This window comes from Acidicapsa acidisoli, from assembly GCF_025685625.1.
GTDB lineage: Bacteria > Acidobacteriota > Terriglobia > Terriglobales > Acidobacteriaceae > Acidicapsa > Acidicapsa acidisoli.
Genome location: NZ_JAGSYI010000001.1, coordinates 1,265,170 through 1,289,922, shown reverse-complemented (window position 1 = coordinate 1,289,922; position 24,753 = coordinate 1,265,170). Strand labels below are relative to the sequence as shown.

Sequence of the window (24,753 nt, the reverse complement as noted above, 5' to 3'; positions counted from 1 at the left end):
TGATGTTGTGTTGGGAATCCGGACGGGAGGAAATGACTGCTATGAAGACTTGGTTGCGTACTGGGCGCTGGGCGGGGTTTGGGTTGGTTTGGCTGCTGACGATGGTGGTGGGCGGCTGGCGGATTGTGGCCCAGTCGGTGACCACGACTTCGGTGCAGGGGACGGTGTATCTGGCGAATGGCGCGCCGGGCTCTGGAACTCTGCTGGTGAGCTGGCCTGCGTTCACGACGGCTGCCAACCAGTCGGTGGCGGCTGGGAGCACGGCGGTGACGATTGGCGCGGATGGGTTCCTGAGCGTGAACCTTGCGCCGAATGCTGGAGCTACTCCGGCGGGCGAGTACTATACGGCGGTGTTTCAACTCTCGGACGGATCGGTGAGCACGCAGTACTGGGTGGTTCCGGCGGGGGCGACGGCGACGCTGGCGTCGGTGCAGGCTGCGCAGGCGGTGAGCAAGGCGTATGTGGACCAGGCGATTGCAGCAATCAGTGGAGGCGGCGGCGGGACCGGCGGTTATGTGCCGCTGAGCGGCGGAACGATGACGGGGCCGCTGACTTTGTCGGGAGATCCGACGACTCCGCTGATGGCGGCGGACAAGCATTACGTGGATGAGTCGGCGGCGAGTGAGCTTTCGCTGGCTGGCGGGAATATTCTTGGGCCCCTCAATGCCGAGTCGATGAATGGGGTGTTTGCTCCGGAGGCCGGATCGGCGCAGTCGACTTTGCAGGCTACGGAGACGGCTGCGGCGTCGGCGGGCGGATCGATGATGGTGCCGCCGAACTACACCGGCACGGATACGTTCACGAATACTGGCGCGGTGCGTGTGGAGGATATGCGTGCGACCGGGGCGCAGCAACATGCGTGGAGCGTGAAGGAGTTCGGAGCGGTTTGCGACGGGGCTACGGATGATACGGCTGCGCTGCAGGCGGCGATCAACTTTGTCCAGGCACAGGCTGCGGCGGGTCATGCTGTTGCGCTGACGCTGCCGGCGGGGGTTTGCAAGACGCACCAGTTGACGTGGCATCTGGAGTCGATTGGCGGGCAAGGGGTGCAGGCTTCGGCGCTGATGGGTTTTCCGGGCGAGGATGTGCTTTCGACGGGAACGGACGCGACCGGTCTGCTGAGCCATACGAGGCTGCATGATCTGACGATCTATGTGGACCAGAGCGTGGATGTTTCGTGTTCGCCGGCGGAAGGTCGTGCTGCGGCGGGAAGCTGCGGTGTGAACCGGCCGATGGTTGCGAATTCGGTGCTGTCGCCGAGCGGCAATGGTTTGACCGGAATTGCGGGCACGGGCGCGGCCTGGTCGATTGGAAACTGCGCGATTGCGATGTCGGCGGCGACGGGTGCGGGCGGGAATGGACTGAAGGCGGCAGAGATTGAGAACGTGGCGATTGCGACTACCGGGGCCGATCCGCTCGCGCAGTATACGCAGGCGAGTTCGACGCATACGTGCGGGCTTTATCTGGGGCAGTGGCCGCAGGCGAGCGAGTTTCGGAATATCGACGTGCGCGGAGTGGGGACGGGTGTTGCTGTGCCGGCGCTGGTTTCTACGGTGCCGGCGGGGTTGAATGCGGATTCGAACCACTGGCGGAATTTGACGATTCAAGCGGTGCATGGCTTTGCCATGGCTGTGGGGAACAACAATGTTCTCGATGGCGTGGCGGTGAATGCGTGGAACTCCGCGGCTACGGGCGAGACTCCGACGGGTCTGGTGCTGGATCTTGCCGGAGTGGGGACGGGTGCGCAGTCGGGGTGGACGGTGCGCAATGCGGCAGTGCTGCCGGAATGGGTGGCGGTACAGCCGAAGTTGACGGTGAATGCCGCGGGCGGTGCGGTGACGTCGGTGACGGTGGGGCCGGAGCATGGGCTGGGATTTGAAGCTTATGGCGTCTCCGTGCCGCTGGCATTTTCAGGTAGTTGTACGGCGGCGGCGACTGCTGCGCTGAATGGGGATGGTTCGGTGGGCGCTGTCACCGTTACGGCGGGTGGTGTGGGCTGCTCGACGACGACTGTGGCGACGGTGAATGCACCGGGGACTTGGGTTCCTGCTAAGCCGGTGAACCTGGTCGCTGGGAAGGACCTAGTTTTTGTTGGCGGGAACCTGCTGAAGGGGAATGGCGGGTATACGGTCTGGAATGCTGCGAGTTCGCGGACGATTGGGATGCAGTTGGGCGGAGGCGGGACGCTGGCTGCTTCGAGCGCGACTTATCCGGCGCTGGTGGTGGGCGCTGGCGAGGAGCCTACGAGTGTCGCGAATGGCTATACGGGGTCGGCGAACAGGTTTGAGCAGCTTGGGTTGGCGCCAGGAGCCTTGCTGGATAACGGGCTGGGGAATACGGTGGCGCAGACAAGCGCTTCGGGGTATGGACAGGGAAATCTGGAACCGGCGCGGCAGGCTGCGGGAACGGTTTCGGCTGACTTTGCGCTGCTTGGAGGCGGGACGGTCTCTGGCTCGGGAAATCAGGCGTTTTCGAGCCTGAACGATCTGTTTTTCTCGGCGGCGGATCTTTATTCGCCTACTGGCGAGACTGTGGCGGCGGGAAGTCTGTTTGGCAAGGATTCAACTGCTCCGGTGACTGGGTCGTATGTGAAGGCTTTGGGTGGGGCTTGGGATACGTCAGGGGCCTGGACGCTGCGGGGCGTTGGGAACTCGCTGGTGCTTGGGAATGGATTTCCGGTGGGTTCGGGAACGTGGGAAGTGGCTGCCAAGGCTGATGTGGCGGTTACTCAGGAACTGCGACTGACGGGATCGACTGGATCAGGCTCGGGTGGTACAAGCTGCGTGTTTGCGGATCAGACGGTGAGCCTTACGACTAGTTGGCAGGTCTTCCGGATTCCGTACAACACGGTTACGGGGAATTCGGCGTGTGACTTGGCTACGCAGGGGAATCCGGTGGCGGCGGCGGCCCTTGCTCCGAGTGTGACGACGAATGTCGAGACGGCTTGGGTGTCGTTTGTGCCGGCTTTCCAGCAGCTTTTGATTGCGAATGCGCCAACTGCGGCGAACCAGGCTGCGAACAAGCAGTATGTCGATTCGCAGGTTGCCAGCCAGATTGTGAACGGCGGCGGTGCGCCGCCTATTGGCGGCGGAACATTGACGGGAGCATTGAATGCTCCGGAGATTAATGGAACGACGAATTGCGCTTTGGCGAGCAGTGTCGCCAATTGTGTCTCTACTTCTGCGTCGGCGCTGATTCCGCCGGGGACGGCTTCGATTGCATCCGGGGGGAGCTATGCGCAGGCTCCGGCGATGACGGCGACGGCGCTGTGCGTGTACGACCCGACGCAGGGGGTGTTGTGACTGGGGTGGAGCCCGGACAGTTGGGGCTGGGGTACGTGAGTGCACCGGCTGTCACGGTCAGCAGTTCGACCGGGGCTGGACTTGCGGTGACGGCTAATGTCTCGGGCGGGGAGGTGACGAGCTACACGGTGACGAATGGCGGATCGGGATATACGAGCTGTCCGGCGATATCGGTGGCTCCGCCTCCGGCGGCGAGTGCTCCGGTTCCGGTGCTGGACCAGAGACGAGGGGTGACGAGCTACTCCGCTGAGGTGCGGGTGGATGATTTTGGCTGCGCGGCGGATGGCGTGACGGACGATACGCAGTGTTTTAACAATGCGATCGAGTATGCGACGGGGAACGGGTCGCACGCCGGGTCTGTGACGCTAACGCAGGGCAAGACGTACTACATCGGCACGATTACGGGATACATGCAGACGGCATGGGATGACGGCACGGCTCCGAGCACTGATACATGCGCCGGGGCTCCATGCACGAATCTGCCGCCGGAGACGCCGGGGTATCTGGGATATGCGATTCGCATCCCTAGTTCCCAGGCAACTCCGCTGACGATCTACGGCAATGGGGCGACGATTGTCTCCGGGTTCACGACTGGAGTGGCGGGATTACCGACGTACACGATGAGTGCGCCCTTCTTTGCGGTCTTCGGATCGGATGGGCCGATTTCTTCGTGGAATCTGTATGACATCAACATCAACAGGGCGTTTGTTGGCGCCGCCACGAGGGGAGCGGCCTACTGGCGGTGGGAGCGAGTGAGTATGAACACGGTGGGAGTTGCTGTGCTTGCGGGTTCGTCGCAGTACGACAGCTTTCGGGAATTGTTCATTCAAAACGGCGAGGCGGGAGTTGTTGTTGGAGGTTGGTGGGGAACGCGCGCGCCGTGGACAAGCACGAGCGGCGGAGTGTTCCTGAATTCGGAGAATCTGGGCGATGCGACGAGCCTGGACTCGGTCGTGTTTTATGGACTGAATTGGGGGACGCAGAGCCAGTCTCAGGTAGCGCAAAACGCGCTGGATACGTGGTTCAACACGTATTTCTTCCATGTGGGGGACAACCAGACGAGGCTGACGGATCAGGACTTGGCGAATCTGGGGCTGATCACGGATTCGATGTGGCGCGGAATTTACCACGTTGTGTTTGCGACCTATTCGCGATATGGCCGGCCGGTGCTGGGGGTTATTGTCCACAACGTGAACGTGAAGGGGACTTAGAACTATCCGATTATCGCGACGTCCGCGGGTAGCTGGGTTATAGACGGGCTGGGTACGGAGAATGTCGGGTACTGCGACGGGAACGGGGCATTCGGAAGCTATGGTTCGACGAGCTGTCCGAGCCCGTATGACAACGTGAATGCCCAGCTTCCGGGAAACGTGCTGTTGTACGGTTTTTCGAATATCTGGGCAAAGAGTATCGGCGGAGGCGGCGCGGCGCTGGAGGCGGTAGCCGAGCCGCAGCAGGTGAGCGCCGCAAAAGAGCTTTCAGACTTCCGGATAGGCCTGACGAGCACGGAGAGCCTGGCAACACCGGGCACGTCACCACGGACGCAACCTGTGTCGACGAGCAGGCAGATTCTTGCATATTCCAATACTTCCTTGCCGCAGGGTGTGACGAGCGAGGACTCGGGTGAGCTTTGCATGCTCGGTCTGAATGGGGGGTACGAGGATGAGTGGTGCACTCGGGCCGTTGAAGGCACTTACCCCAGCGGGGGAACGATGCCGCGATACCTGGTTATGGAGAACGACGGGTATCCGGGGTTCAGTGGAACGACTGCGGTACAAATGCCGGGGCTGCGCGTTCGGCCGGGGTTGATTTCAAGTGCGGACGGGACGCTGCCGGTGACGGACTTTGCTGAACAGGCGTTTTCGATTGCGGCGGGGACGGTACTGGGACAGACGTGCGCGACGGTTCCGGGGATCGCGCTGCCGAACGCTGCGGCTACGGATGGGGTGCTATTTGTGAAGGCACCGTCGACTGTGGGGCAGTTGCAGATGAGCGGGACGATTACTGCGGCGAACACGATGTCGCTGACGGCGTGTAATCCGTCGACGACGGCGCAGAGTTATCCGGCCGGCGCGTATTACGCGTTCCTGCTGGGCGGGGCGAAGGCAAGCGCGACGCCGGCGGCCAGCGGAGGAACGCCGACGGCGACAACTCCTTTGACGACGAGCGAGGGTGACCTGGTGGTGGGGGATGTCAATGGAAATCCTTCGCGGCTGCCGGGGAACTCGACGACGACACAGGCGGTGCTGGTGCAGTCGGGTACGGGTGCTGCGGCGAATGAGCCGGTTTGGCAGACGGCGCCGAGCTTCTATGGGGGAAATCTCACGGGGTTGAATGCGGGGAATATCTCGACGGGTGCAGTTGGGATTGGCAATGGCGGAACGGGTGCGACGACGGCCACGCAGGCACTGGCTAACCTGGGCGGCGCGAGTTTGAATGCGTCGGTGAGCGCGTTTGCGGGTGAGCTTACTGGCAAGCAGGTTGGCGGCGTGTATCAGGTGGATCAGTTTGCTGGCGGCGACATCGGGGCGAAGCTATCGGCTTGCATTGCTGGGCTGAGCACCCCTTATGGCGGCATCTGCGATGCGCGGAATTTTACCGGGCCGATCAATATGGCGGCTTCGGTGACGATTTCGACGCCGAATACGACGGTTCTGCTGCCGTGCGCGACGATTGCCACGACTGGGCAGTTTGTGGTGCCAGCGGGTGTGCGCAACGTGACTCTGAAAGGCTGTGGGTTGCGCGGGGCAAGCGCTGCTAGCGGAAGCCAGGGCGGGACGGTGCTGCTGTATTCGGGGACTGGTGCGGCGGTGCAGGTGGGTGATCCGACGTATGCGGCGGATACGATGGGATTCCATCTGGACGATGTGGTGATCAACACCACGGGTTCTTCGAGTGCCACGACGCAAGGGCTGGTGGCTTACAGGACGCAGGAGCTGGATCTGGAGAGCTTGTACTTCCTGGGGAATTCGAATCAGACAGGTTTGGTGCTGGATGGGACGGGGAATTACACGGGTGGAACGTTCTATGACCTGGAATTCAACGGATTTCAGACGGCTGTGGATGGGATCGGGCACCAGGTTGCGAATGCAGCGACGACGGACTGGATGAATGCGAGCACGTTTGTGCGGCTGCATATTGACTGCCCTACGAGTGGGGGTGGTCCGGTTGCGGGAACGTATGGGATCAATCTGCAGCAGGGGGATGGGAACACCTTTACGGGCGGTGATGTGGAGGGATGCTCGACGGCTCTGCATCTGGGGCCGAATGCGCAGAACAACACGGTTGCCGGGCTGCGGAATGAGAATTCTACGAGCCAGGTTGTTGCGGATCAGGGGAGTTCTTACAACTCGTGGGTTGGCGGCGGAACGATGTTTACCGGGGCGCTGACCGATAACGGAACTCGGAACAGCTTTCTGGACAGCTTTCATCGGACGTTTAACGGGATGAAGGGGGATTGGTATCAGAGCCAGCAGGATGCGACGGTGACCAATCATCTGCGGCTGGGGCTGGGGAATGGCAACGAGCGCGGGCTCCTGAATGAGTACCAGACGGACTTTGGCTACAGGTGGGAGACGGGACTCGGGGATGGGACGTCGGGAGAGCAGTTCTATAACATCACGGATCTGCTGAACAATGTGAACCGGCTTTCGGTTGGGCAGTACCTGAGCGCGGCGGCGGACACTGTTACGAATGTGATTGTGAACAATGGCGGGTGCTATTCGACTGCGACTCCCCCGGTGGTGAGCTTTGCTGGTGGCGGAGGATCGGGTGCCGCGGCGACAGCGGTGATGGCGGCTACTTCTTCGCTGAGCTGCTCGGGTGGTTACACGGTTGCGTCCGTCACGATGACGGCTGGCGGGAGCGGGTATACGACGCAGCCCACGGTGGCTTTTACGGGGACGAATCAGACTTCGGCTCCGAATGCGGTTGCGGAGATTACGACCTCGGGTGGAACGAACAACCAGACGGTGCTGAATGCGGCTGGGACGGGCGCGGTGGTGCTGAATGGGTCGAATAATGCCGGCACTGGCGGAGTTGTGTTCGGTAGCGGTGGAACGGCCGAATCTACGGTGGCCACGATTGATGGCTCGGGTAACGAAAGCTTATGGGGGCAGCTGAATTTCTATCCCGGGGGGATTGAAGCGTGGGAGGTTGAGCCGAGTACAACCGCCCTTACGATTCAGAACGCGAATGCCACTACGCCTGCGCGTGTCTTCAAGGCGTATGTGAACGGAGGAACCGATCTCGACTCGCAAGCGGCTGGTGCTGTTACGGTCAATAACACTTCAACTGGTGGCACGGGCGGGTTGATTGTGTATGGGGGCGGGGCAAACTACAACACGGCTGAGTTGACGGTGACGGGTGGCGGGAATGTCTCTGCGAACGGGTTCCTGTCGGGCAGGTTTGCGATGGGGTCGGGGACGATGACGATGGCTGCCAATTCTGCCGCAGGCAGTGGCGCGACGATGGTGTGCGCTGCGGGGCACGTCTGTGACGGGGTGAGCGGGACGGTGACGCTGACTACGGGGACGGGGCTGACGGTTGGATCGCTGGGGACGTTGAGCTTTCCGAATTCTCATACGAACGATGCGAACTGCGTGGTGAGCGTGCAACTGGCTGGGACGGGGCTGGTGAGCAGCGTGGGGTGGAGTGAGTCGACTACTTCTTTGACGCTCACGGCGAATGCTGTGCTTGGGGCTGGGACGGCCTATTCGGTGCGGTATTGGTGCGGGGGAAACTGATGTTGGCAAGTTAGCTAGTTAGCGCGCTTCGCGCATTGGCGAGTTAGCAGGTTAGCGGGAGTTTTGGGACTGCCGGCAATTCTGGTTCTTTGCGTTATCGCAGAGGGTGGGATTGCCGGTTTTGTTTGGAGGGGGTTACGGGCGTGCCTGGAAAGAGCGGGGCGGTAGTTGACCGGCAGGAGTTGGAGATTCTGGGAAGGTTACTGGACCGGAAGCCGGAGCGGTTGGTGGGGAAGAGCACCGGGGTGTTTCTGGCGGAAAGTCTGTTGCGGGTTCGGGGAAAGGATGGGCTGCTTTATCCGTTGAAGGCCAATGCGGTGCAGCGGGAGTTTGAGCGGCGGCGCGGGATGGGAAATATTGTCCTGAAGGCGCGGCAGATGGGGCTTACGACTTGGGTTGCCGGGCGGTTTCTGCTGAAGACGATAACGCGGCCGGGTACGCTGACGCTGCAGGTGGCTCATACGCAGGAGTCGGCGGAGGAGATTCTGCGAATTGTCCATCGGTTTGTGGAGCATCTGCCGGCGGGATTAAGGGCTGGAGCGTTGAAGACGGCGAAATCGAATGTGCGGCAGATTGTGTTTCCGGAGATCGATTCGGAGTATCGGGTGGTGTCTGCGGCGGACCGGAACGCGGGGCGCGGGATGACGGTGCAGAATCTGCATTGCTCGGAGGTTTCGCGATGGCAGGTGGATGCTGTGGAGGTGCTGGCCGGGTTGCGGGCGGGGTTGGCTCCGGCGGGAGAGCTGGTGCTGGAGTCGACGCCAAACGGGGCGCAGGGGTGTTTTTACGACGAGTGGCGGCGGGCGGATGAGACCGGGATGGTGCGGCATTTTTTCCCGTGGTGGATGGAGGAGCAATATCGCGCTGCGCCGGTGGATGTGGATTCGCTGACGGAAGAAGAGACGGAGTTGATGACGCGGCCGGGAGTGGGGCTGGACCTGGCGCAGATCGGGTATCGGCGGGGGATTCGGGCGAATCTGCAGGGGTTGGCGCGGCAGGAGTTTGCGGAGGATGAGGAGACTTGCTTCCGGGCGAGCGGGGAGTCGTACTTTGAGCTGGAGGCGGTTGAGAAGCGGCTGAACGCGGTTTCCGAGCCACTTGTTCGGAGGCGTAATGGACAGTTTGAGGTATGGCTGCCGCCGATGCCGGGGCGATGGTATGTGGTGGCGGTTGATCCGGCGGGCGGAGGGACTGAAGGGGATTATTCGGCGATTGAAGTGCTGGATCTCGAGACCGGGATGCAATGTGCGGAGTTTGCCGGGCATGTGGGCGGCCTGGAACTGATGGAGCTTTCGCGGCAGATTGCGTGGGATTATGGGACGGCATGGCTGGTGGTGGAACGGAACAATCATGGGGCCGAGCAGCTGGGATTGCTGAAGGATAAGGGGTATCTGCGGGTTTATGGCGGGGAGGATGGGAAGCCGGGTTTGCTGACGACTTCGGTGAGTCGCCCGCAGATGCTGGCGAAGATGGCGCTGGCGCTGGCGGATTCGCCGGAGGTGTTTCAGAGCAGGAAGCTGCTGGCGGAGTGCCGGAGTTTTGTGCGGCTGCCGAATGGCGGCGTTGGGGCGCAGAGCGGGGCGCATGATGACCGGGTGATGGCGTTTGCGATTGGGCTGGCGGCGCGGGCGGAGTTGTTAAGGAAGCGAGTGAGCGGGTTAGCAAGTTAGCGCGCTTCGCGCGTTGGCGAGTTAGCTTCGATCTCTGCAAACTCTTTGAATAAGGGTGCTGAGAGCTTGCGTGGAATTATGGGCCGGTCGGGTAGAATCCGGATATTAGTTCCTTTTAAGGTGAGTTGAGGGCGGGATACTTGGCTGTACTGGCGGTTCAGCAGATCCGGCGGATGCGGGGCGGTGCGCAGGGTCACCTGATGTTGGGAGCTGATGGGCAGCTGTGGGTTGTGAAGTTTCAGAACAACCCGCAGCACCGGAGGGTGCTGGCCAATGAGATGCTGGCGACGCGACTGGCGGCTTCGGCGGGGCTGACGGTTCCCGAGACGGCGGTGGTGGAGGTTTCGGAGTGGCTGATTGAGCATACGCCGGACCTTGAGGTGGATCTGGGGCAGCGGCGGGAACGATGCGCGGCGGGGCTGCAGTTTGGAGCGCGGTATGTGGGCGGGTTGATGCCGGGGCAGGTAGTGGATTATCTGCCGGAGGAGCAACTGGGGGAGATTCGGAACCTGCGCGAGTTTGCGGGGATGCTTTGCCTGGATAAGTGGACGGGTAATGCCAATGGGCGGCAGGCGGTCTTTTCGAGGAAGACGCGCGAACGGAAGTACAGCGCTTGCTTCATCGATCAGGGGTATTGCTTTCATGCTGGAGAGTGGCGGTTTGAGGATGCTCCGCTGCGCGGGGTGTATCCGCGGAACCTGGTGTATACGCCGGTGACGGGATGGGCGAGTTTTGAGCCGTGGCTGACGCGGATGGAAACGATGGATCCGGCGGTGGTGTGGGGCGCGGCGGAGGAGATTCCTCCGGAGTGGTATGGGGGGGACATGAGTGAACTGGAAGCGCTGGTGGAGACGCTACTGTTGCGGCGAGGGCGCATCCGGGACCTGGTGGAGGAGTTTGGACGCTCAGGGCGTGAGCCGTTTCCAAAATGGGTGGGGATGGGGAAAAGATTGGTGATGTAGGGTTCCGAGAGGTTGCGGCGGCGTTACGATGTCAGGATAGTTGTTATCTTCTGGCTATTAGCTGGGAGCTGAAGCCTGGAGGCGGTTTTTGATGAATTCACGGCGAGAGTGCGAGTTTTTCCTGCTCCGGTATGTGCCTGATCCGGTGCGGAACGAGTTCGTGCATGTTGGCGTGATTTTGCGCGAAGTTTCAGGGCCGGTGGCTGCGGTGAGATTTACTTCGGACTGGCGGCGCGTGCGATGTCTGGACCCGGAAGCGGATACCGGGATGCTGGAGGGGTTGGAGAGCGAACTTCGGCGGCGGTTTCAGCAGGAGCCTAAGGGGAATCTGATGCATGTGCTGGAGGATTCCTTTTCGAATTCGGTGCAGATGACGCGGGCGAAGGCGTATCTGGCGGAAAGTGTTGAGACCGGCGTCGAGGAGCTGATGCGGATGTATGTGGAGCCGCTGAAGCGGGAGCGGGTTTCGAGGGTTTCGGGGCGGGCGGCGATTCAGGCACAGATGCGGACGGAGTTTGAGCGGGCCGGGGTGTGGGATCTGCTGCGGAAGAGGATTGCGGCTTCGCAGTACACGCGGCCGGGTGATCCACTGCGGATTGATCTGGGGTATCGGCCGAATGGATTGATCCGGATGTTTCAGGCGGTTAGCCTGGAGGCTGCTTCTGGGACCGGTCTGAGTTCCGGTTTGGAGACGGCGAAGGCGCTGGCGTTTTCTGCGCCGGGTTTGATTGCCGGGGTGGAGCGTGTGGAGAAGGCTGCGCTGGAGTTGACGGCGGTGATTGAGCCGTTGAGACAGGGAATAGGGAATAGGGAACAGGGAACAGGGAAACGACAAAGGCCCGTTGGCGAAGAGGAGTTTGAGCTTGATTCGGAGCGGTTGGCGGCTTACCGGTTTGCTGTGGAGACGATGGAGGAGCGGCGGATTCGGGTGCTGACTACGGCGGATCTGGGGCGCGTGGCGGAGACGGCGCGACGGGAGTTGAGGGTATAGCTGATTAGCGAGTTGGCGTTGCTTCGCAACGTAGCGAGTTAGCAGGTTAGCTGAGAGGCTCCCGTTTTCGGGAGCCTTTTCTGTTAGCGGGATTGTTTCGAGTTTGGAGGCATGGCCGGGTTCGGCTGTGCCTCTTTTCTTTTGCGGCAGGGATTGGGGAGGGTGGGCTGGATGGTTGCGGAGCGAGTGCGGGCGGTTTTTCGGTGGGTGACCGGTCAGGATGAGCCTCCGGTTGAGGTGGAGGCCGGGGCGGAGCTGGCGCGACGGCGGACTTTGGCGTTGCCTTCGATTCTGACGCCGTATGGGTCGGGTTTCGGGCCTGGGTTGAATGGTTCGGGGCTGCCCAAGCCGACGCAGGCCAATCTGCGGCGGTTTGCGGAGACGCCGGTGGTGCGGCGGGCGATCAATGTGATCAAGGACCGGATTGTGGCCATGGACTGGCAGGTCCGGGTGCGTCGTGGAGCGGCGGCTGAGGAGGTTGGTTATCTCCAGAGGAAGCTCAAGGCGCTGCGCAGGACGCTGGAGGAGCCGAATGCCACGGACAGCTTTCGAACGCTGCTGGAGCAGGCGATCGAGGATGCGCTGACGGGCGGGTATGGCGCGATTGAGATGGAGGCGACGGGCGACCCGATGCAGCCGGCGCAGTTGTGGCCGGTGGATGGGGCGACGATCCGGGTGAATGCGGCGTGGGACGGGACGGCCGATTCGCCGCGGTATTTGCAGGTAATGCCGGGGCAGATTCCAGATCCGGTCTCTGGCCAATCCGTTCCGCTGCGGGATGACCAGCTGATCTATCTGCGGATGAATCCGCGAAGCTTTACGCCGTTTGGGCTGGGTCCGCTGGAGGTTGCGTTTGAGACGGTGAACGAGTTTTTGAGCGCGCACCGGTTTGCGGGGAAGCTGGCGGCGAATTCGGTGGTGCAGTATGCACTTTGGCTGAATGAGGCGACTCCGGCGCAGCATGAGCGGGTGATCCGGTGGTGGCAGGACGAGATTGAGGGCACGGGTCGAGTGCCGTTGATTTCGACGGAACAGAAGCCGGAGGTTCTGCGCTTTGCTCAGGGGACGGATGCGGATCTGAGGCTGGCGTGGCAGCAGTTTCTGATTCGCATGGTGGCGAATGCGTTTGGATTGCCGCCGCTGCTGCTTGGTTTGGAAGGCGATGTGAACCGGTCGACGGCGGCGGAGCTGGCGGATGAGGCGTTTCGCGGGGCGATTGAGCCGCTGGCGAAGCTGATTGCGGAGCATATTACCCGGGATTTGTTTTCGAAGTGCATTGGGTGGAGGGAGTTCGAGTTTGTCTTTAACGATCTGAGCGCCCGGGATGAGGACACGGAGCTGGCGATCCAGGTGCAGTTGCTGGCGGCGGGGGTTTACACGGTGAATGAGGTGCGGGCAATGCGGGGGTTGGGGCCGATTGAGGCGGCATCGCGGTCCGAAGTCTCAGAGTCGGGACCTAAGGCACACGGACTCGAACGTGCGGGACTTGCGGTGCAGTTGCCAACGGTGGCGGAACTTCAGGGAGAGTGAATGCGCGTAGAGGCGATGGCGGTGAAGTTTCCTCCGGTCAAGGGGCACCCGAACCGGGTGGACTTTGAGGGGGTGTTGACGCTGGTGGATGCGGCCAGCGATCGGGCTCCGGCGGGTGCGAGGGGACACAGGGTGGTGCTGACTCGGGCGGCGGCGGAGCAGGCGTTGCCGTCGCTGCTGGGGATGGCTGTGGATTATCGGCCGGGTTGGGATGGGCACGATGCGAAGCGCAAGATTGGGCTGATTACCGAGGCGGATGTGGTGGGGCGGCGGCTGTTGGTGAAAGGTTACCTGTACGGGCGGGATTTTCCCGAGGCTACGGATGAGATACGGGCTTCCGCGCCGGAGTCGATGGGGATGAGTTATGAGTTAGCGGATGCGCAGGTAGCGGATATGCGGGACGAGGTGTGGAAGCTGACGCGGGCGACGTTTACCGGGGCGGCAATCCTATTACGGGACAAGGCGGCTTATCGGGCCACGAGCTTTCGACTGGCCCAGTCCGTGGCCTGATTGCAGTCTTGATCGTTGGCTTGATTGGCTTTCGCTGAGTGACCGGCCTGGGCTGGAGTTCGGATTCTGACCCATTGGTGGGATGAGTTAGCGGAGTTATCTAACACTTCTAACTCGTAATCCCACGAATGTGGGCTTTTCAACGTCTTTGGTGCGGCGGATAGTGCAAGAGTGATTACGAAAGTTTCGCCGGAGTAATGGAGATTCGGATCCGAGAGTCGATGACGAAGTAGAGTGCGAGGGAAGCTGGCTGGTGGCTTCTCAGAGAGGGAAGGTAGATAGATGGACGCGATCGGAGTGCAAGAGAGCAAGGGATTGGTGGAACGGCTGGAGGCGGCTGCGACGTTGCTGGAGCGGACGCTGGGCTGGCTGGATGACCGGCAGCGCGAACTGAGCGGCGAGGTGGAGAGGATTTCGGCGACGGTGGAGAGTACGCGACGGGAAGAGGAGTTGCTCGCGAAGCTGCAGGAGGTGGAGCGGGAGCTGTCGGAGCTTCGGGCCGCGGCATCGGCCGGGAATGAGTTTCCCAAGGCTTTGCAGCCGTTGCGGCGGACTATGCCTTCGTCTACGGCTGAGATGCTGGCCAAGCACGGAATTGGAGAGGGCGCCGTGGATGTGAGGACGCTGGATGCAGCTCTCACGGGATTGAGCCTGGAACAGCGGATTGCCGTGAAGAGCCAGTTGCGGCGCGCCGGGGCGATGGCCTGAGGGCAGCCGCTAACTGCTAGCTTTCAGCTAAAACCTGGAAGCTCGAATTTGAATGTGGGGATAGAAGCCCCAGTGGTTGGATCTGCTGTTTGGGATCTGGCTGCTGGGGCATTTTTTGTCTCCGACTAACCCTGGCGCCGGGGAAAACGGGCAGAAGGAATCTATGAACATACGATTTGCGGACATCCATGCGGCCGCTGACTACATCGGACCTGGTGCGATTGAAGTTCCGTTGTATCAGACGGAGATCTTCGACATCTGCCGTCGTTCGAGCCCGTTTGGGCAGCGCATCAAACAGGTTCCGGCGACGGGGCATCCTTCGCGGTTCTTTGAGGAGACGGCGATTCCGAACCCTGGCTCGGCAGGATTTGTGAATCCACGCAGCATTTCACCGACGGTGGTTTCGCCGACTCGCGTGGAGCGTAGTGTGCCGCTGAAGGCGCTGGTTTCGCAGATCAACTACAACCTGTTCGATGTGGAGTTGGGCCACCAGCAGCAGCAGTTTGCCTATCTGCAGGCCAAGGATCTTGCTGACACTGTCAGCGGGCTGATGGTGGAGCACGATGTGGCGTTGTGGAACGGCAACGACACCAGCCTGAGCGCGCCGACTACGATGCAATACTTCGGCGTGGCCGGACAGATTGCTGCTGGCGGCCAGACCACGACGATCGCTACGACTGCGTCGATTGTCGATGGGCTGAAATCGGCTGTGGCGCAGATGGTGGCCAACAACGGCTATCAGGTGAGGCCGAGCGCGATCTATGCCAATCCGGTGCTGCTGGACTTGATCGACCGCGAGATGAAGACCGAGTTCAATGTGGTGTTGAACACGGAGAACATCACGGGCGGTGTCAGGGTCAAAATGCTTTCGACGCAGGCTGGAGATCTGCCGCTGATTCCGGACTGGAGTTTGAGCTATACGGGAACTCCGGGATCGGGCTCGGCGGTGTTGCCGGCTTACATCGTGACGGAGGACCTGATCGAGTACCACTGGCTTGGCGATCCGACTCCGCGGATCTTTGAGCTGGGGCTTCCGAATTCGCTGACACAGCAGTATGTGGCGGTGAAGTTTGGTGCTGTGGTGGTGAAGGGCGCGAATTATGCGCACTATCAGGTGCTGGTGGACAGATAGAGCGGCAAGTTAGCGAGTTGGCGAAGAGGCTCCCGCGTGCGGGAGCCTCTTCTGTTAGCAGGTTGGCGGTATGGATTGGTTGCGGCGAGGGGGGAAAGCAGATCCTTCGCTGAGCTCAGGATGACAAGACCTTTGATTGGGTGGGGGTGCGATGGCTTATCTGTTGCCTGCGCAGTATGAGAGTTACGGATTGCCGGCGGGGACGACTCCGGATTGGATTGCGGCGGCCACGGCGCTGATCAATTCGTTTTGTCGTCGGCCGGATTTGAATGTGATTCAGTACCAGGAGCGGCTGCGGCTGGTGAGCGGGTCGCAGACCGTGCTGTTGAGTTATCTGCCGCTGGCTCCGCTGGGTGCGGTTGCTTCGCCGATTGTTTCGATTCAGGGGAGGTATGGGAGGCCACGGCGCGGGGAGATGGTTGCTGTTCCTCTGGTTGAAGCGGCATTGGCCTTTTCGCTGCCTGGGGAGTGGGCGACGATTGATCCGACCACGGTGGACTATGCGACGGATACCGGCGAGTTGACGCTGCCATCGAATGTGCTGGGGCTGCCGTACAACGAGGTGAAGGTGACATATACGGCGGGCCTGTCGGTGATTGGGAATGACGTGCTCAGCGCCTGTGCGCAGATTGTGCGCAATGCGCAGGCACAGCCGGCGCTGAATGCCAGCCTGACGAAGATGGACACCATGCAGATGAAGTACTTTTCGAGCTCTCTGCTGGATGAAACGGTGCAGGCGTGGCTGCGGCCGTATGTTGCGAACCGGCTGGGGTGAATGGCGAGGGAACAGGGAACAGGGAATAGGGAGTAGGGAACGGGCGATGAGGAGTTTGCGATGAGCGATACGGCTAGCCGGAATCCTACTGCGGCGGCGCAGATGCTGACGGATGCGCTGCTGCGGACGGTGGCGGGAACGACGGCGACATTGCAGGTGGCGGGGGCGAATCCGGATACGGACCAGAGTGAGATTGGACTGGTTGCCACGAACTTTGCCGAAGTGGTGGTTTCGCCTGTTGTGATGCGGAAGATTCGGCCTACGTGGAAAGAAGGCGGGGAGTCGAAGTGGGAACTGCTGCTGTCGGCTACCGGAGTCCAGCAAAGTGCGAACACGCTGAACCTGGCTTCGGTAGAGAGTCTGTTTGCGATGACGTTGGGAGTTACTGTCGCTGGGCAGAACTATTTGATCGAGTCGATTGGGGCGAGTGAGGCGCTTGGGCAGGTGTATCTGTATCGGCTGCTGCTGCGCGAGGCTGGGGTGGAAGCGGTTTGAAGGCAGGGAACAGGGAATAGGGAACAGAAATGCGGTCCGTGATGTACGCGAATTGGGAACGCATTTGTTATCCCACCCTTGCCATAAAGGACGTGGCAAGGATGGGGCACCCGAGCAGGTTCGGGTTCGGAGGAAAGCGGGATGCAGGACGCGAAGGATTCGTTTTATATGGCGTTGCGGACGCGACTGGTGGCGATCAATCCGGCGCGGACGATTTTGCTGCGCTCGGCGTTGAGGCCTGGGATTTTGGTGGAAGAGGCGGAGGCTCCGTTTGCGCAGTTGCCGACGGATGTGTTTGTGCTGCGATGGCTGGGGCTGGGCGTGGACCAGGATCTGCCGAGTTCGATGGTGGCTGCGGAGTGCGAGGTGCTGTATTCGACGCTGGGGACGCAGAGCTTTGGCGGATTGGATCGCGGGCGCGCTCTTTCGGAGATGGATGAAGAGCTGGTCGGGATGCTGACGCCGTTCTGGACGCCGAAGTTCAACTATGCGACGCAACCGGCGACGCAGATGCTGACAAAGGTTTTTTGGGATGAGCCGGTCTTTGGGCCGCTGACGGCGCTTCGGGACCGGCTGAGCAGGACGGCGCGGGTGGTGGTTTACAGCTACGAGGAAGGCAGCGAGTTAGCTGGTTAGCAAGTTAGCGAGTTGGCGCGCTTCGCGCATTGGCGAGTTAGCGGGTCTGGTGGGGGGATGATGGCGGCTACTTTTTATTTGGCTCCGGCTCCGGTGGTGAGGAGGGTTCGGGGGTATTTTGCGCCGGTGAATCGTGGGATGGCTACGCCGGTGCTCTTCGATCCGGCGGAGATGGGGCGGTTTTCGCTGGATTCTCCGCCTGCGCCGTGGGTTTCGCTGGGATGGATCAGGAATTTCGCACGCAAGGCGGCTAGTAAGACGGCGCCGATTCTGACGGGGATACCGGCTGCTGTACTGGAGCAGACGCGGGAGACGTTGGATGCCCAGGTTAGCTTTCAGTTTTTGAGCTGGACGAAGCTGACGATGGCGCTCGCTACGGGTTCGCAGCATATGAATCTTCTGGTGCCGGCGGCGGGTTCTGCTCCTCAAGCGGATGGAGGCGTGGCGGCTCCGGCTGTGGTCATACAGAGCGGAGCTTCGGCGACGCTGCTGCCGTTGGCGAGCGCGGATGCGGCGCAGTTCTCGGCGGGGCAGGTTGTGTCTGTGGATGTGGACTACACGGGACAGACGGGATTTGTGGGGTCGCCTGTTTCAGGGGCCTATGTGAAGACGGCGCTGACCGATGTAGATTATGCGCGGCGGGTGACGTTCAATGTGGCGACGGTGGCGTCGGTTTCGACGTCCGCGCCGGCCGGGTTGACGCTTGCGGGCGCTTTGCCGGGTGGGATTCCAGCGACCGGGATGAAGGTGCAGGCGCTCGCGGGTTTTGTGGATCGCGAGGGCGGGAGCTTTTTCCAGGAGTGGTCGGCGCTGTTTGTGATGGAGGGTGCGCAGGGCGAGCGGATCTTCTTTCACTATCCGCGATTGCAGTCGATGGGGAGTGCGGCGGAGGCGGTGAGTCCGCTTGCCGGGAAGCAGAGCGGGACGCTGGAACGGGTGATGCTGGCTGGGGATTTCCGTGCGCTGCCGGTGACCGATCCGTTGGATGGGGAGCGGGTGGTTTGTTATCGCAGTTATTTGCCTGCTAGTTAGCAAGTTAGCGCGCTTTGCGCATTGGCGAGTTAGCGGTTTGCGGGTGGCTGGTTGGCATTCGTGTTGGGTTGGAAAGAGTTGAGAGAGCGAATGAAGATTGCGATCAACAATTCGGATTACACGGATGCGCTGGATGCGGTGCGTCCGCTGGAGATTGTGCGGAAGCTGAATGAACCCTCGACTTGCCGGTTGTGGGTGAGTCTGCCGACGAACGGGACTCTTCCGGTTCCGCAGCGGAACCAGCTGCTGGTGGTGATTGGCGATGATGGGACGGTGTATTTCACCGGGTATCTGGCGGTATCGCCGCTGCCGGAGTATGCGGGCTTGGGATTGACCGGACCGCTGTACCGAATTGCGCTGGAGGCGGTTAGCGACGAGATCTTGCTGGATACGCAGCTGATTGCGCCGAGCGCGGGAACGACTGGAGGGTCTGTTGGTACGGTTCTGCAGGCCCTCGTGACGGGAACGGGCGTGACAGCCGGAAGTTCTACCGCGCTGCGCACCAGCGGACTGAATCTAGCTGTGCCGATGGGACACTTTGTTCCGGAGCCGGGGGCGGAGTGGAGCCAGTCTGCCGGTCAGGTTGCTAGTCATGGGCGGGCGGCGTACCGGGCGGTGAATGGAGCGCTTTCAGTGGCGCAGGTGGGTGCGACGGTGCATGCGCTGAATGAGGCGAATGGATCGTTGGAGCTATCGAATCTGACCTTTACTACGACAGGGAACACGGCCCTGGCAAGGGCGCTGGCGAACGATGTCACCGTCTGTGGGGCGGATGAACCGGTGGCGTACGTGACGGAGTATTTTTGGGGAGATGGCACGACGCTGACTTTTCCGCTTTCGGAGATTCCGTATTTCGGGCCGACCGCAGCCGAGAAGATCATCTGGGAGTTGTTTCAGGAAGCGGCCATTGACTTACGTTCCTGGACCTACTCGGCGGGCGAAGGGTATTTCTCCATCAGCGGCGCGGGGCTGACGATGAACGGCGGTACTGGCGTAGACGGGCATGCCGCGCTGGTTTGGATCGATCAGGTGGAAGCGGGTGGGACGCTGCTGCTTGAGGCGGTCGGTGTGGTGCTTTCGCCGGGATCGACGGGCACGGTGGCTGCGCTATACAGCGGGACGATTGAGAGCTCGAATTGTACTGCGGGCTTTGCGGTCACTTCCGCTCAGGGAACTGGGGTGGTCAGTGTTGCTCCGCTGGTGGAGGGGGTGGTCGCCGGTCCGTCGTATACGCTGACGGCGGGTTACCAGTACACATTTCGAATGCGGGTCTTTTGTCCGGAGATAGAGCGGGTTCGGCAATGGTACCGGACGGCCGGGGACTCTGGAGTGGTGGCGTACGGTGGCGGCGGAGTGATTGCGCCGGGGCACATCCAGATGGAAGTGGAGCAGTTTGTGGATGGGGTGGCTGGGACTCCGTTTGTGCTGTATGACGGCGCGGTTGGGTACTTGCCGCAGACGTATATGGTGGCGGCGGCGAGCAGCGTGAACCTGATTGGGACCATCCGCAGCCTGTACCTGAAAGGATTGGGGTCTGGGTGGGTTTCGAGCCTCGCGCCGGGCGGGAGCTTTTCGAGTTGGCAGACGCGGAGGGTGGGAACGCTGGCGGATGCGTCGGAATGCCATTTGACGACGACGGGGAATCTTACGTTCTACACGGGAAATGCGCCGGTTCTGGGCGAGATTATCGCGGTGAATTACCGGACGATTGGGCGCGCGGTGGGGCGGGCGGTAAATGCGGCGAGTCAGGCGGCGCTGGCTGCTGTTGGCGCTCCCCCGACGGCGGCGTGGATCGGGACGGTGACGGCGCCAGCGGGGCGAAGCAGCCAGGATTGCCGGAATGCGGCGACAGCGCTGGTGACGGCGGCGAGCAGCGTGAGCGCGGCGTGGAGCGGAACGTATAAGACGACGAATGTGGCGTTGAATGCGGGTTCTGGCGGCGATGTCTGGCCTGGGGATGAGCTTTTGTTGACGGCTCCGTCCTTTCCCGCTTCAGGGGGTGGTGGTTTGAGCGCCGGGGTGGTGGTGCGGGCTGTGACTTTGCAGTATGGCGCGAGCGATCCGGATCTTGTCCAGTATGAGATCGAGTTCTCCAATGACTGGGCGAACGATCTGGCGATCAAGACGAGCCGGACGGTGCCGGTGAATGCGTGGTTGCCGGCGTCGTCGTCGCCGACGTATCTGGCGAATCTGAACCAGTTGACGGTGACGGGGATCAGTTCGACGGCGGTGAGCGTGGCGACGAATGTGACTCCGTCGACGGGAGGGGGATTTGAGGTGCGGCGGAGGGATTTTGCGTTTCAGCCGGGGCAGGATGTGGATCTGGTGTTGCGTTCGGCGGTGGGGAATTTTGATATTCCGCGGGCGACGGAGGCGGACCGGTTTTATATCCGGATGTATGACGGCGCTACGCCTCCGAACTATTCGGAGTTTTCGGTGGGATTGTTTGTGAATCTACCTTTGAGTGTTTGATCCATCATGAGGACGCGGCTTATGTGGTCTCCCACCCTTGTCACGATGAGACTGTGACAAGGATGGGGCACCCGAGCGGTTCGCAAGTTAGCGAGTTGGCGGTGTCGATGCGGATGATGAATGAGTTTGAGGCGCAGGTGCTTAGCGATCTGAGTGTGTTGAAGACGCAGATGGCCGGGCTGGTGGGCGATGGGAACACGGGCCGGATTTATGAACTGGAGCGGCGCGTGGAGAGGCATGAGCTGAATCTGCAGCGGGCCAAGGGGTTCATGGCGGCTACGAGTCTGGTGATGGCGGTGATTCAGGTGGCGATGGAGGCTTTGCGGAGGCACTAGAGCATTTTCGCTTCCAGTCCTAACAACTGAGAGTAGCCAGGTACGGTTTTTCTTGAGAAAAACCGTGGAGGCAACGGTTTCGTTGTAAGCACCGGAAGCGAAAATGCTGTCGCCTCGTATAATTTTCGAATGAGTGAAGGCCCTTTGGTTGGTGTGGTGATGGGCAGCAAAAGCGATTATGAGGTGCTGGCTGCAGCGGTAGAGATGCTTCGGGAGTTCGGCGTGGCGCATGAGGTGCGGGTGGTGAGCGCGCATCGGACGCCGGATTTGCTGTTTGAGTATGCGGCTACAGCGGAGGCGCGCGGGCTGCGGGCGATTGTGGCGGGAGCGGGTGGCGCGGCGCATCTGCCGGGTATGCTGGCGGCGAAGACGCTGGTTCCGGTGCTGGGCGTGCCGGTGCCCGCGACGAGTCTGCAAGGGATGGATTCGCTGCTGTCGATTGTGCAGATGCCTAAGGGGGTGCCGGTGGCGACGTTTGCGATTGGGCGGCCCGGCGCGGCGAATGCCGGGCTTTTTGCGGTGCAGATGCTGGCGGCGTCGGATGGTGTGTTGCGCGGGAAGCTGGCGACGTGGCGGGCGGCTCGGACGGCGGAAGTGCTGGGGCAATCGCTGGAAACGGAGTTGCCGCGGTGAGCGCTTCAAAGACTCGAGTGCTGACTGGGGTGGTTGAGCCGGGTGGATTGCTGGCGATTCTGGGTGGCGGGCAGCTTGGGCGCATGACGGCGATGGCGGCTCGGACGATGGGTTATCGCGTGCGGGTGATGGATCCGGAAGCGGCTTGTCCGGCGAGCTTTGTTGTCGATGAGGTTGTGGTCGGCAAGTGGGACGACGTGGATGCCGCGCGGCGGCTAGCGGCGGGTGCGGATGCGGTGACGCTTGAGATCGAGCAGATCGGCGTGGACGCGCTACGCGAGGTTGCGGCGCTGGCTCCCCTGAGGCCCGGGGTTGAGCCGATACGGATCATCCAGGACAAGATTCTGCAGAAGACGTGGCTCGCGGAGAACGGATTCCCAGTGGGCGCGTTTCGCGTTGTGCGCAACGAGGCGGAGTTGCAGGATGCTGTGCCGGAGCTGGGTGGGCGCGTGTTTCTTAAAGTGGCGCGGGGCGGATATGACGGGCGCGGGCAGGCGCGGATTGGCTTCGATGGTGAGGCTTCCGAAGCTGCGATTCATGGTGCGTGGGTGAGTCTTGGCGAGAGGCCTGCGGTTGCGGAAAAGGCTTTGGATCTGGATTTTGAGATCAGCGTGATGGCGGCGCGGTCGCCGAATGGCGAGGTGCGGAGCTATCCGGCGGCGCGGAATCATCATGAGCAGCAGATTCTGGCTTGGAGTGTGCTGCCTGCAGGGATTCCATTGGAACTGGAGTTGCGGGCGCAGGAGATTGCGCGACGGATTATCGCGGGGCTGGATCTGGAAGGCTTGTTGTGCGTGGAGATGTTTGTGACTCGCGACGGCGAATTGCTGGTGAATGAGCTGGCTCCGAGGCCGCATAACAGCTATCACCAGAGCGAGCGGGCTTGCGCTACGAGCCAGTTTGAGCAACTGGTGCGGACTTCGTGCAATTTGCCGTTGGGAGATACGGAGATACTGACTCCGGCGGCGATTGTGAATCTGCTGGGGGATGTTTGGCTCGATGCTGCCGGTGGTCGGCCGGATTTTGCGGCTGCGCTGGCTGTGCCGGGAGTGCGGTTGCACTTATATGAGAAGCACACGGCGCGCGCTGGGCGGAAGATGGGGCATCTTTCCGCTACTGGAGCTACTGCGGACGAAGCGCTGGCTCGGGTGTTGGAAGCAAAGAAGCGGCTCTAAGTCGTCAGCCGGTCGCTGGAGATTGGAGATAGCTGCCAGAGTGACAGGTGAGTTATGTCCGCTGGTCTACCGGTGATGCTTATGGCGATTTCCGGGGCGGTTGGGCCGGGATAGTAGAAGCGCTTGGTGCACGTGGATTGATTGTTGGCGAATAGCTCGATTACGGAGCCGTCGACATAGAGGCGAAGTTCGAGCGGCTGGCCGGCTGCGAGGTGGATTGGCATTCTCTGCTGATCTACGACTAACTCTCCGGGATTGGCCTGGCTGTAGCGGATGGACAGATAGCTGACTTGCGATGTTACGGCGGTGGTCGCGTCTTTGGGTGCGTCGTTCGGCGGGGTGGCGTCGAGCAGGTCGAGGGTGAAGGGTTCGGAACTCGGCTTTACTACGCAGAGCAGTTCGCCGCAGGCGTCTTTCAGGCGCTGGTCGGAGAGTAACTGCTTGTCGCCGGCTTTGATGGGCGCGAGGTGCAGTTTCTGTTCGTGTTTGCGCAGCTTTTCGACCTCCTGGCTGACCCCGATCTTCAGGTGGTCATCGTTGCCGACTGTAAGCACGCGCGGCAGGGACATGAGGCCGGCCCAGCCGGAGGCGCTGTATTCAGCGACGGGGCGGCTCTCGGGAATCCAGCCCCAGAGGATGCGGTTGCCGTGCTTGTCGAGCTGGGTCTTGGGCGCGTAGAAGGAGCCGTAGTCGAGCAGGCCGCTTTGCTGTTCGTGAAAGAGCAATTCTTTCGAGTCGAGTTCGCCAACCTTCCAGAAGACCTTGCCCTGCGTGGAGTAGATGAGCACGTGCTTGTTTCCGAGCGGGAATAAGTCAGGACACTCCCACATATCTCCGGAGTCGACTGGATTGGTGGCGTCTCCGTCTTTGGGGGTGCTTGTGGCGACGGTATGCAGATACTCCCATTTTTGTAAGTCGGGCGATTTATACAGCAGAATCGCTCCGCCTTTCTTCTGCTCTCCCGAGCCGACAGCCATTAGCCAGCCATCGGGGTAGAGCGCGGGTTCGCGCCACGGAGCGGGGTCGCGGAAGCCGGTGACCTGCATTCCGTGCGGCGGCGTGGGGATAACGGGTGTCGGGCGCTTGATCCAGGTGCGGAGTTCCGGATCGGTGGAAGTTGCGTAGCACTGAGTCTCTTTGAAGTTGTTGTGGCCATCGCGGAGAGTCGCTTCTTCCGAGGACGCCTTGGCTACGCCGGTGTAGAGGAAGGTTACGACTCCGTCTCGGACTACTGCGGTTCCGGAGAAGCAGCCGTCGGCGTCCGGGCCTCCGGGAGTGGGTGCGAGGGCTACGGGCAGGTGTTTCCAGTGGACCATGTCGGGGCTGATTGCGTGCGCCCAGTGCATGTCTCCCCAGACGGCGGCGTTGGGGTTGTACTGGAAGAACATGTGGTAGCGGCCTTTCCAGTAGATGGGGCCGTTGGGATCGTTCATCCAGTTGGCCGCGGGCAGAAGGTGGAACTGAGGGCGGCGTGGGTCGGAGGCGAGATTGAGAGCCGGTTTGGACGCCTGGCCAGATTGGGCGCGAGCGAGATATCCCGCGAGCGGCGAGTTCAGGACCGTATAGGCGGCTGCGGCCTTTGCTGCGCCAGATAAAAAGCCGCGCCGGTTGGTCTTCCCTGCCTGAGTCCTCGCCTGAGTCATGTATGCA

19 protein-coding genes are annotated in these 24,753 nt (G+C 61.4%); 18 read left to right on the top strand and 1 reads right to left on the bottom strand.

Annotated elements, in window-relative coordinates; all coding sequences use genetic code 11:
* Positions 1 to 41: 41 nt before the first annotated feature.
* The 18 genes from OHL23_RS05140 (at position 42) to purK (ending at position 23,103) form a co-directional block, all read left to right on the top strand.
* Positions 42 to 3,302: a glycoside hydrolase family 55 protein gene (locus tag OHL23_RS05140; RefSeq protein WP_263350694.1), complete on the top strand. Its 3,261-nt coding sequence runs from the start codon at positions 42 to 44 to the stop codon at positions 3,300 to 3,302.
* Positions 3,269 to 4,513, top strand: coding sequence for a hypothetical protein (locus OHL23_RS05135; protein WP_263350693.1), 1,245 nt, complete (start codon positions 3,269 to 3,271; stop codon positions 4,511 to 4,513). Before OHL23_RS05140 ends, OHL23_RS05135 begins: the two co-directional genes overlap by 34 nt.
* A gap of 165 nt (positions 4,514 to 4,678) precedes the next feature.
* A complete protein-coding gene (locus tag OHL23_RS05130) occupies positions 4,679 to 8,047 on the top strand; it encodes a beta strand repeat-containing protein (protein ID WP_263350692.1) in 3,369 nt (1,122 codons plus the stop codon).
* Between the two features lie 143 nt (positions 8,048 to 8,190).
* Positions 8,191 to 9,717, top strand: coding sequence for a terminase (locus OHL23_RS05125; RefSeq protein WP_263350691.1), 1,527 nt, complete (start codon positions 8,191 to 8,193; stop codon positions 9,715 to 9,717).
* 140 nt (positions 9,718 to 9,857) lie between these two features.
* Positions 9,858 to 10,679: a HipA domain-containing protein gene (locus OHL23_RS05120; RefSeq protein WP_263350690.1), complete on the top strand. Its 822-nt coding sequence runs from the start codon at positions 9,858 to 9,860 to the stop codon at positions 10,677 to 10,679.
* A 91-nt stretch (positions 10,680 to 10,770) separates the two neighbouring features.
* Positions 10,771 to 11,670, top strand: a complete 900-nt coding sequence (locus tag OHL23_RS05115; protein ID WP_263350689.1) for a DUF3037 domain-containing protein — start codon at positions 10,771 to 10,773, stop codon at positions 11,668 to 11,670.
* Positions 11,671 to 11,841: 171 nt separating this feature from the next.
* Complete coding sequence (locus OHL23_RS05110) at positions 11,842 to 13,200, top strand: phage portal protein (RefSeq protein WP_263350688.1); 1,359 nt, start codon at positions 11,842 to 11,844, stop codon at positions 13,198 to 13,200.
* Complete coding sequence (locus tag OHL23_RS05105; protein WP_263350687.1) at positions 13,201 to 13,710, top strand: hypothetical protein; 510 nt, start codon at positions 13,201 to 13,203, stop codon at positions 13,708 to 13,710.
* A gap of 282 nt (positions 13,711 to 13,992) precedes the next feature.
* Positions 13,993 to 14,418 (top strand): hypothetical protein, encoded by a 426-nt coding sequence (locus OHL23_RS05100; RefSeq protein WP_263350686.1) that lies wholly within the window; start codon positions 13,993 to 13,995, stop codon positions 14,416 to 14,418.
* 163 nt (positions 14,419 to 14,581) lie between these two features.
* Complete coding sequence (locus tag OHL23_RS05095) at positions 14,582 to 15,550, top strand: hypothetical protein (protein ID WP_263350685.1); 969 nt, start codon at positions 14,582 to 14,584, stop codon at positions 15,548 to 15,550.
* Between the two features lie 151 nt (positions 15,551 to 15,701).
* Positions 15,702 to 16,325, top strand: coding sequence for a hypothetical protein (locus OHL23_RS05090; protein WP_263350684.1), 624 nt, complete (start codon positions 15,702 to 15,704; stop codon positions 16,323 to 16,325).
* A gap of 60 nt (positions 16,326 to 16,385) precedes the next feature.
* Positions 16,386 to 16,820: a hypothetical protein gene (locus OHL23_RS05085; RefSeq protein WP_263350683.1), complete on the top strand. Its 435-nt coding sequence runs from the start codon at positions 16,386 to 16,388 to the stop codon at positions 16,818 to 16,820.
* A 141-nt stretch (positions 16,821 to 16,961) separates the two neighbouring features.
* On the top strand, positions 16,962 to 17,456 hold the full coding sequence (locus tag OHL23_RS05080; protein WP_263350682.1) for a hypothetical protein: 495 nt from the start codon (positions 16,962 to 16,964) through the stop codon (positions 17,454 to 17,456).
* A gap of 60 nt (positions 17,457 to 17,516) precedes the next feature.
* Positions 17,517 to 18,488: a hypothetical protein gene (locus OHL23_RS05075; protein ID WP_263350681.1), complete on the top strand. Its 972-nt coding sequence runs from the start codon at positions 17,517 to 17,519 to the stop codon at positions 18,486 to 18,488.
* Positions 18,489 to 18,578: 90 nt separating this feature from the next.
* Complete coding sequence (locus OHL23_RS05070) at positions 18,579 to 20,960, top strand: hypothetical protein (protein WP_263350680.1); 2,382 nt, start codon at positions 18,579 to 18,581, stop codon at positions 20,958 to 20,960.
* A gap of 62 nt (positions 20,961 to 21,022) precedes the next feature.
* The gene (locus OHL23_RS05065; RefSeq protein ID WP_263350679.1) at positions 21,023 to 21,295 is read left to right on the top strand and encodes a hypothetical protein; all 273 of its coding nucleotides are present in this window, start codon (positions 21,023 to 21,025) and stop codon (positions 21,293 to 21,295) included.
* A 129-nt stretch (positions 21,296 to 21,424) separates the two neighbouring features.
* Entirely contained in the window at positions 21,425 to 21,928 is a 504-nt protein-coding gene (gene purE / locus OHL23_RS05060; RefSeq protein ID WP_263350678.1) for a 5-(carboxyamino)imidazole ribonucleotide mutase, read from the top strand.
* Positions 21,925 to 23,103, top strand: coding sequence for a 5-(carboxyamino)imidazole ribonucleotide synthase (gene purK / locus OHL23_RS05055; RefSeq protein WP_263350677.1), 1,179 nt, complete (start codon positions 21,925 to 21,927; stop codon positions 23,101 to 23,103). Before purE ends, purK begins: the two co-directional genes overlap by 4 nt.
* On the opposite strand, the gene OHL23_RS05050 is transcribed toward purK, so the two are convergent.
* Positions 23,100 to 24,746, bottom strand: a complete 1,647-nt coding sequence (locus OHL23_RS05050) for a glycoside hydrolase family 32 protein (protein WP_263350676.1) — start codon at positions 24,744 to 24,746, stop codon at positions 23,100 to 23,102. The two genes, purK and OHL23_RS05050, sit on opposite strands and share 4 nt — an antisense overlap.
* Between the last annotated feature and the right edge of the window lie 7 nt (positions 24,747 to 24,753).

What these genes read in the sequence shown, in the direction of transcription:
- OHL23_RS05050 (WP_263350676.1), bottom strand. Translation starts at nt 24,746, where the DNA reads ATGACTCAGGCGAGGACTCAGGCAGGGAAGACCAACCGGCGCGGCTTT.
- purE (WP_263350678.1), top strand. Translation starts at nt 21,425, where the DNA reads ATGAGTGAAGGCCCTTTGGTTGGTGTGGTGATGGGCAGCAAAAGCGAT.
- OHL23_RS05080 (WP_263350682.1), top strand. Translation starts at nt 16,962, where the DNA reads ATGCAGGACGCGAAGGATTCGTTTTATATGGCGTTGCGGACGCGACTG.
- OHL23_RS05140 (WP_263350694.1), top strand. Translation starts at nt 42, where the DNA reads ATGAAGACTTGGTTGCGTACTGGGCGCTGGGCGGGGTTTGGGTTGGTT.
- OHL23_RS05085 (WP_263350683.1), top strand. Translation starts at nt 16,386, where the DNA reads ATGAGCGATACGGCTAGCCGGAATCCTACTGCGGCGGCGCAGATGCTG.
- OHL23_RS05110 (WP_263350688.1), top strand. Translation starts at nt 11,842, where the DNA reads ATGGTTGCGGAGCGAGTGCGGGCGGTTTTTCGGTGGGTGACCGGTCAG.
- OHL23_RS05100 (WP_263350686.1), top strand. Translation starts at nt 13,993, where the DNA reads ATGGACGCGATCGGAGTGCAAGAGAGCAAGGGATTGGTGGAACGGCTG.
- OHL23_RS05090 (WP_263350684.1), top strand. Translation starts at nt 15,702, where the DNA reads ATGGCTTATCTGTTGCCTGCGCAGTATGAGAGTTACGGATTGCCGGCG.
- OHL23_RS05075 (WP_263350681.1), top strand. Translation starts at nt 17,517, where the DNA reads ATGGCGGCTACTTTTTATTTGGCTCCGGCTCCGGTGGTGAGGAGGGTT.
- OHL23_RS05105 (WP_263350687.1), top strand. Translation starts at nt 13,201, where the DNA reads ATGCGCGTAGAGGCGATGGCGGTGAAGTTTCCTCCGGTCAAGGGGCAC.
- OHL23_RS05115 (WP_263350689.1), top strand. Translation starts at nt 10,771, where the DNA reads ATGAATTCACGGCGAGAGTGCGAGTTTTTCCTGCTCCGGTATGTGCCT.
- OHL23_RS05065 (WP_263350679.1), top strand. Translation starts at nt 21,023, where the DNA reads ATGGGGCACCCGAGCGGTTCGCAAGTTAGCGAGTTGGCGGTGTCGATG.
- OHL23_RS05095 (WP_263350685.1), top strand. Translation starts at nt 14,582, where the DNA reads ATGAACATACGATTTGCGGACATCCATGCGGCCGCTGACTACATCGGA.
- OHL23_RS05070 (WP_263350680.1), top strand. Translation starts at nt 18,579, where the DNA reads ATGAAGATTGCGATCAACAATTCGGATTACACGGATGCGCTGGATGCG.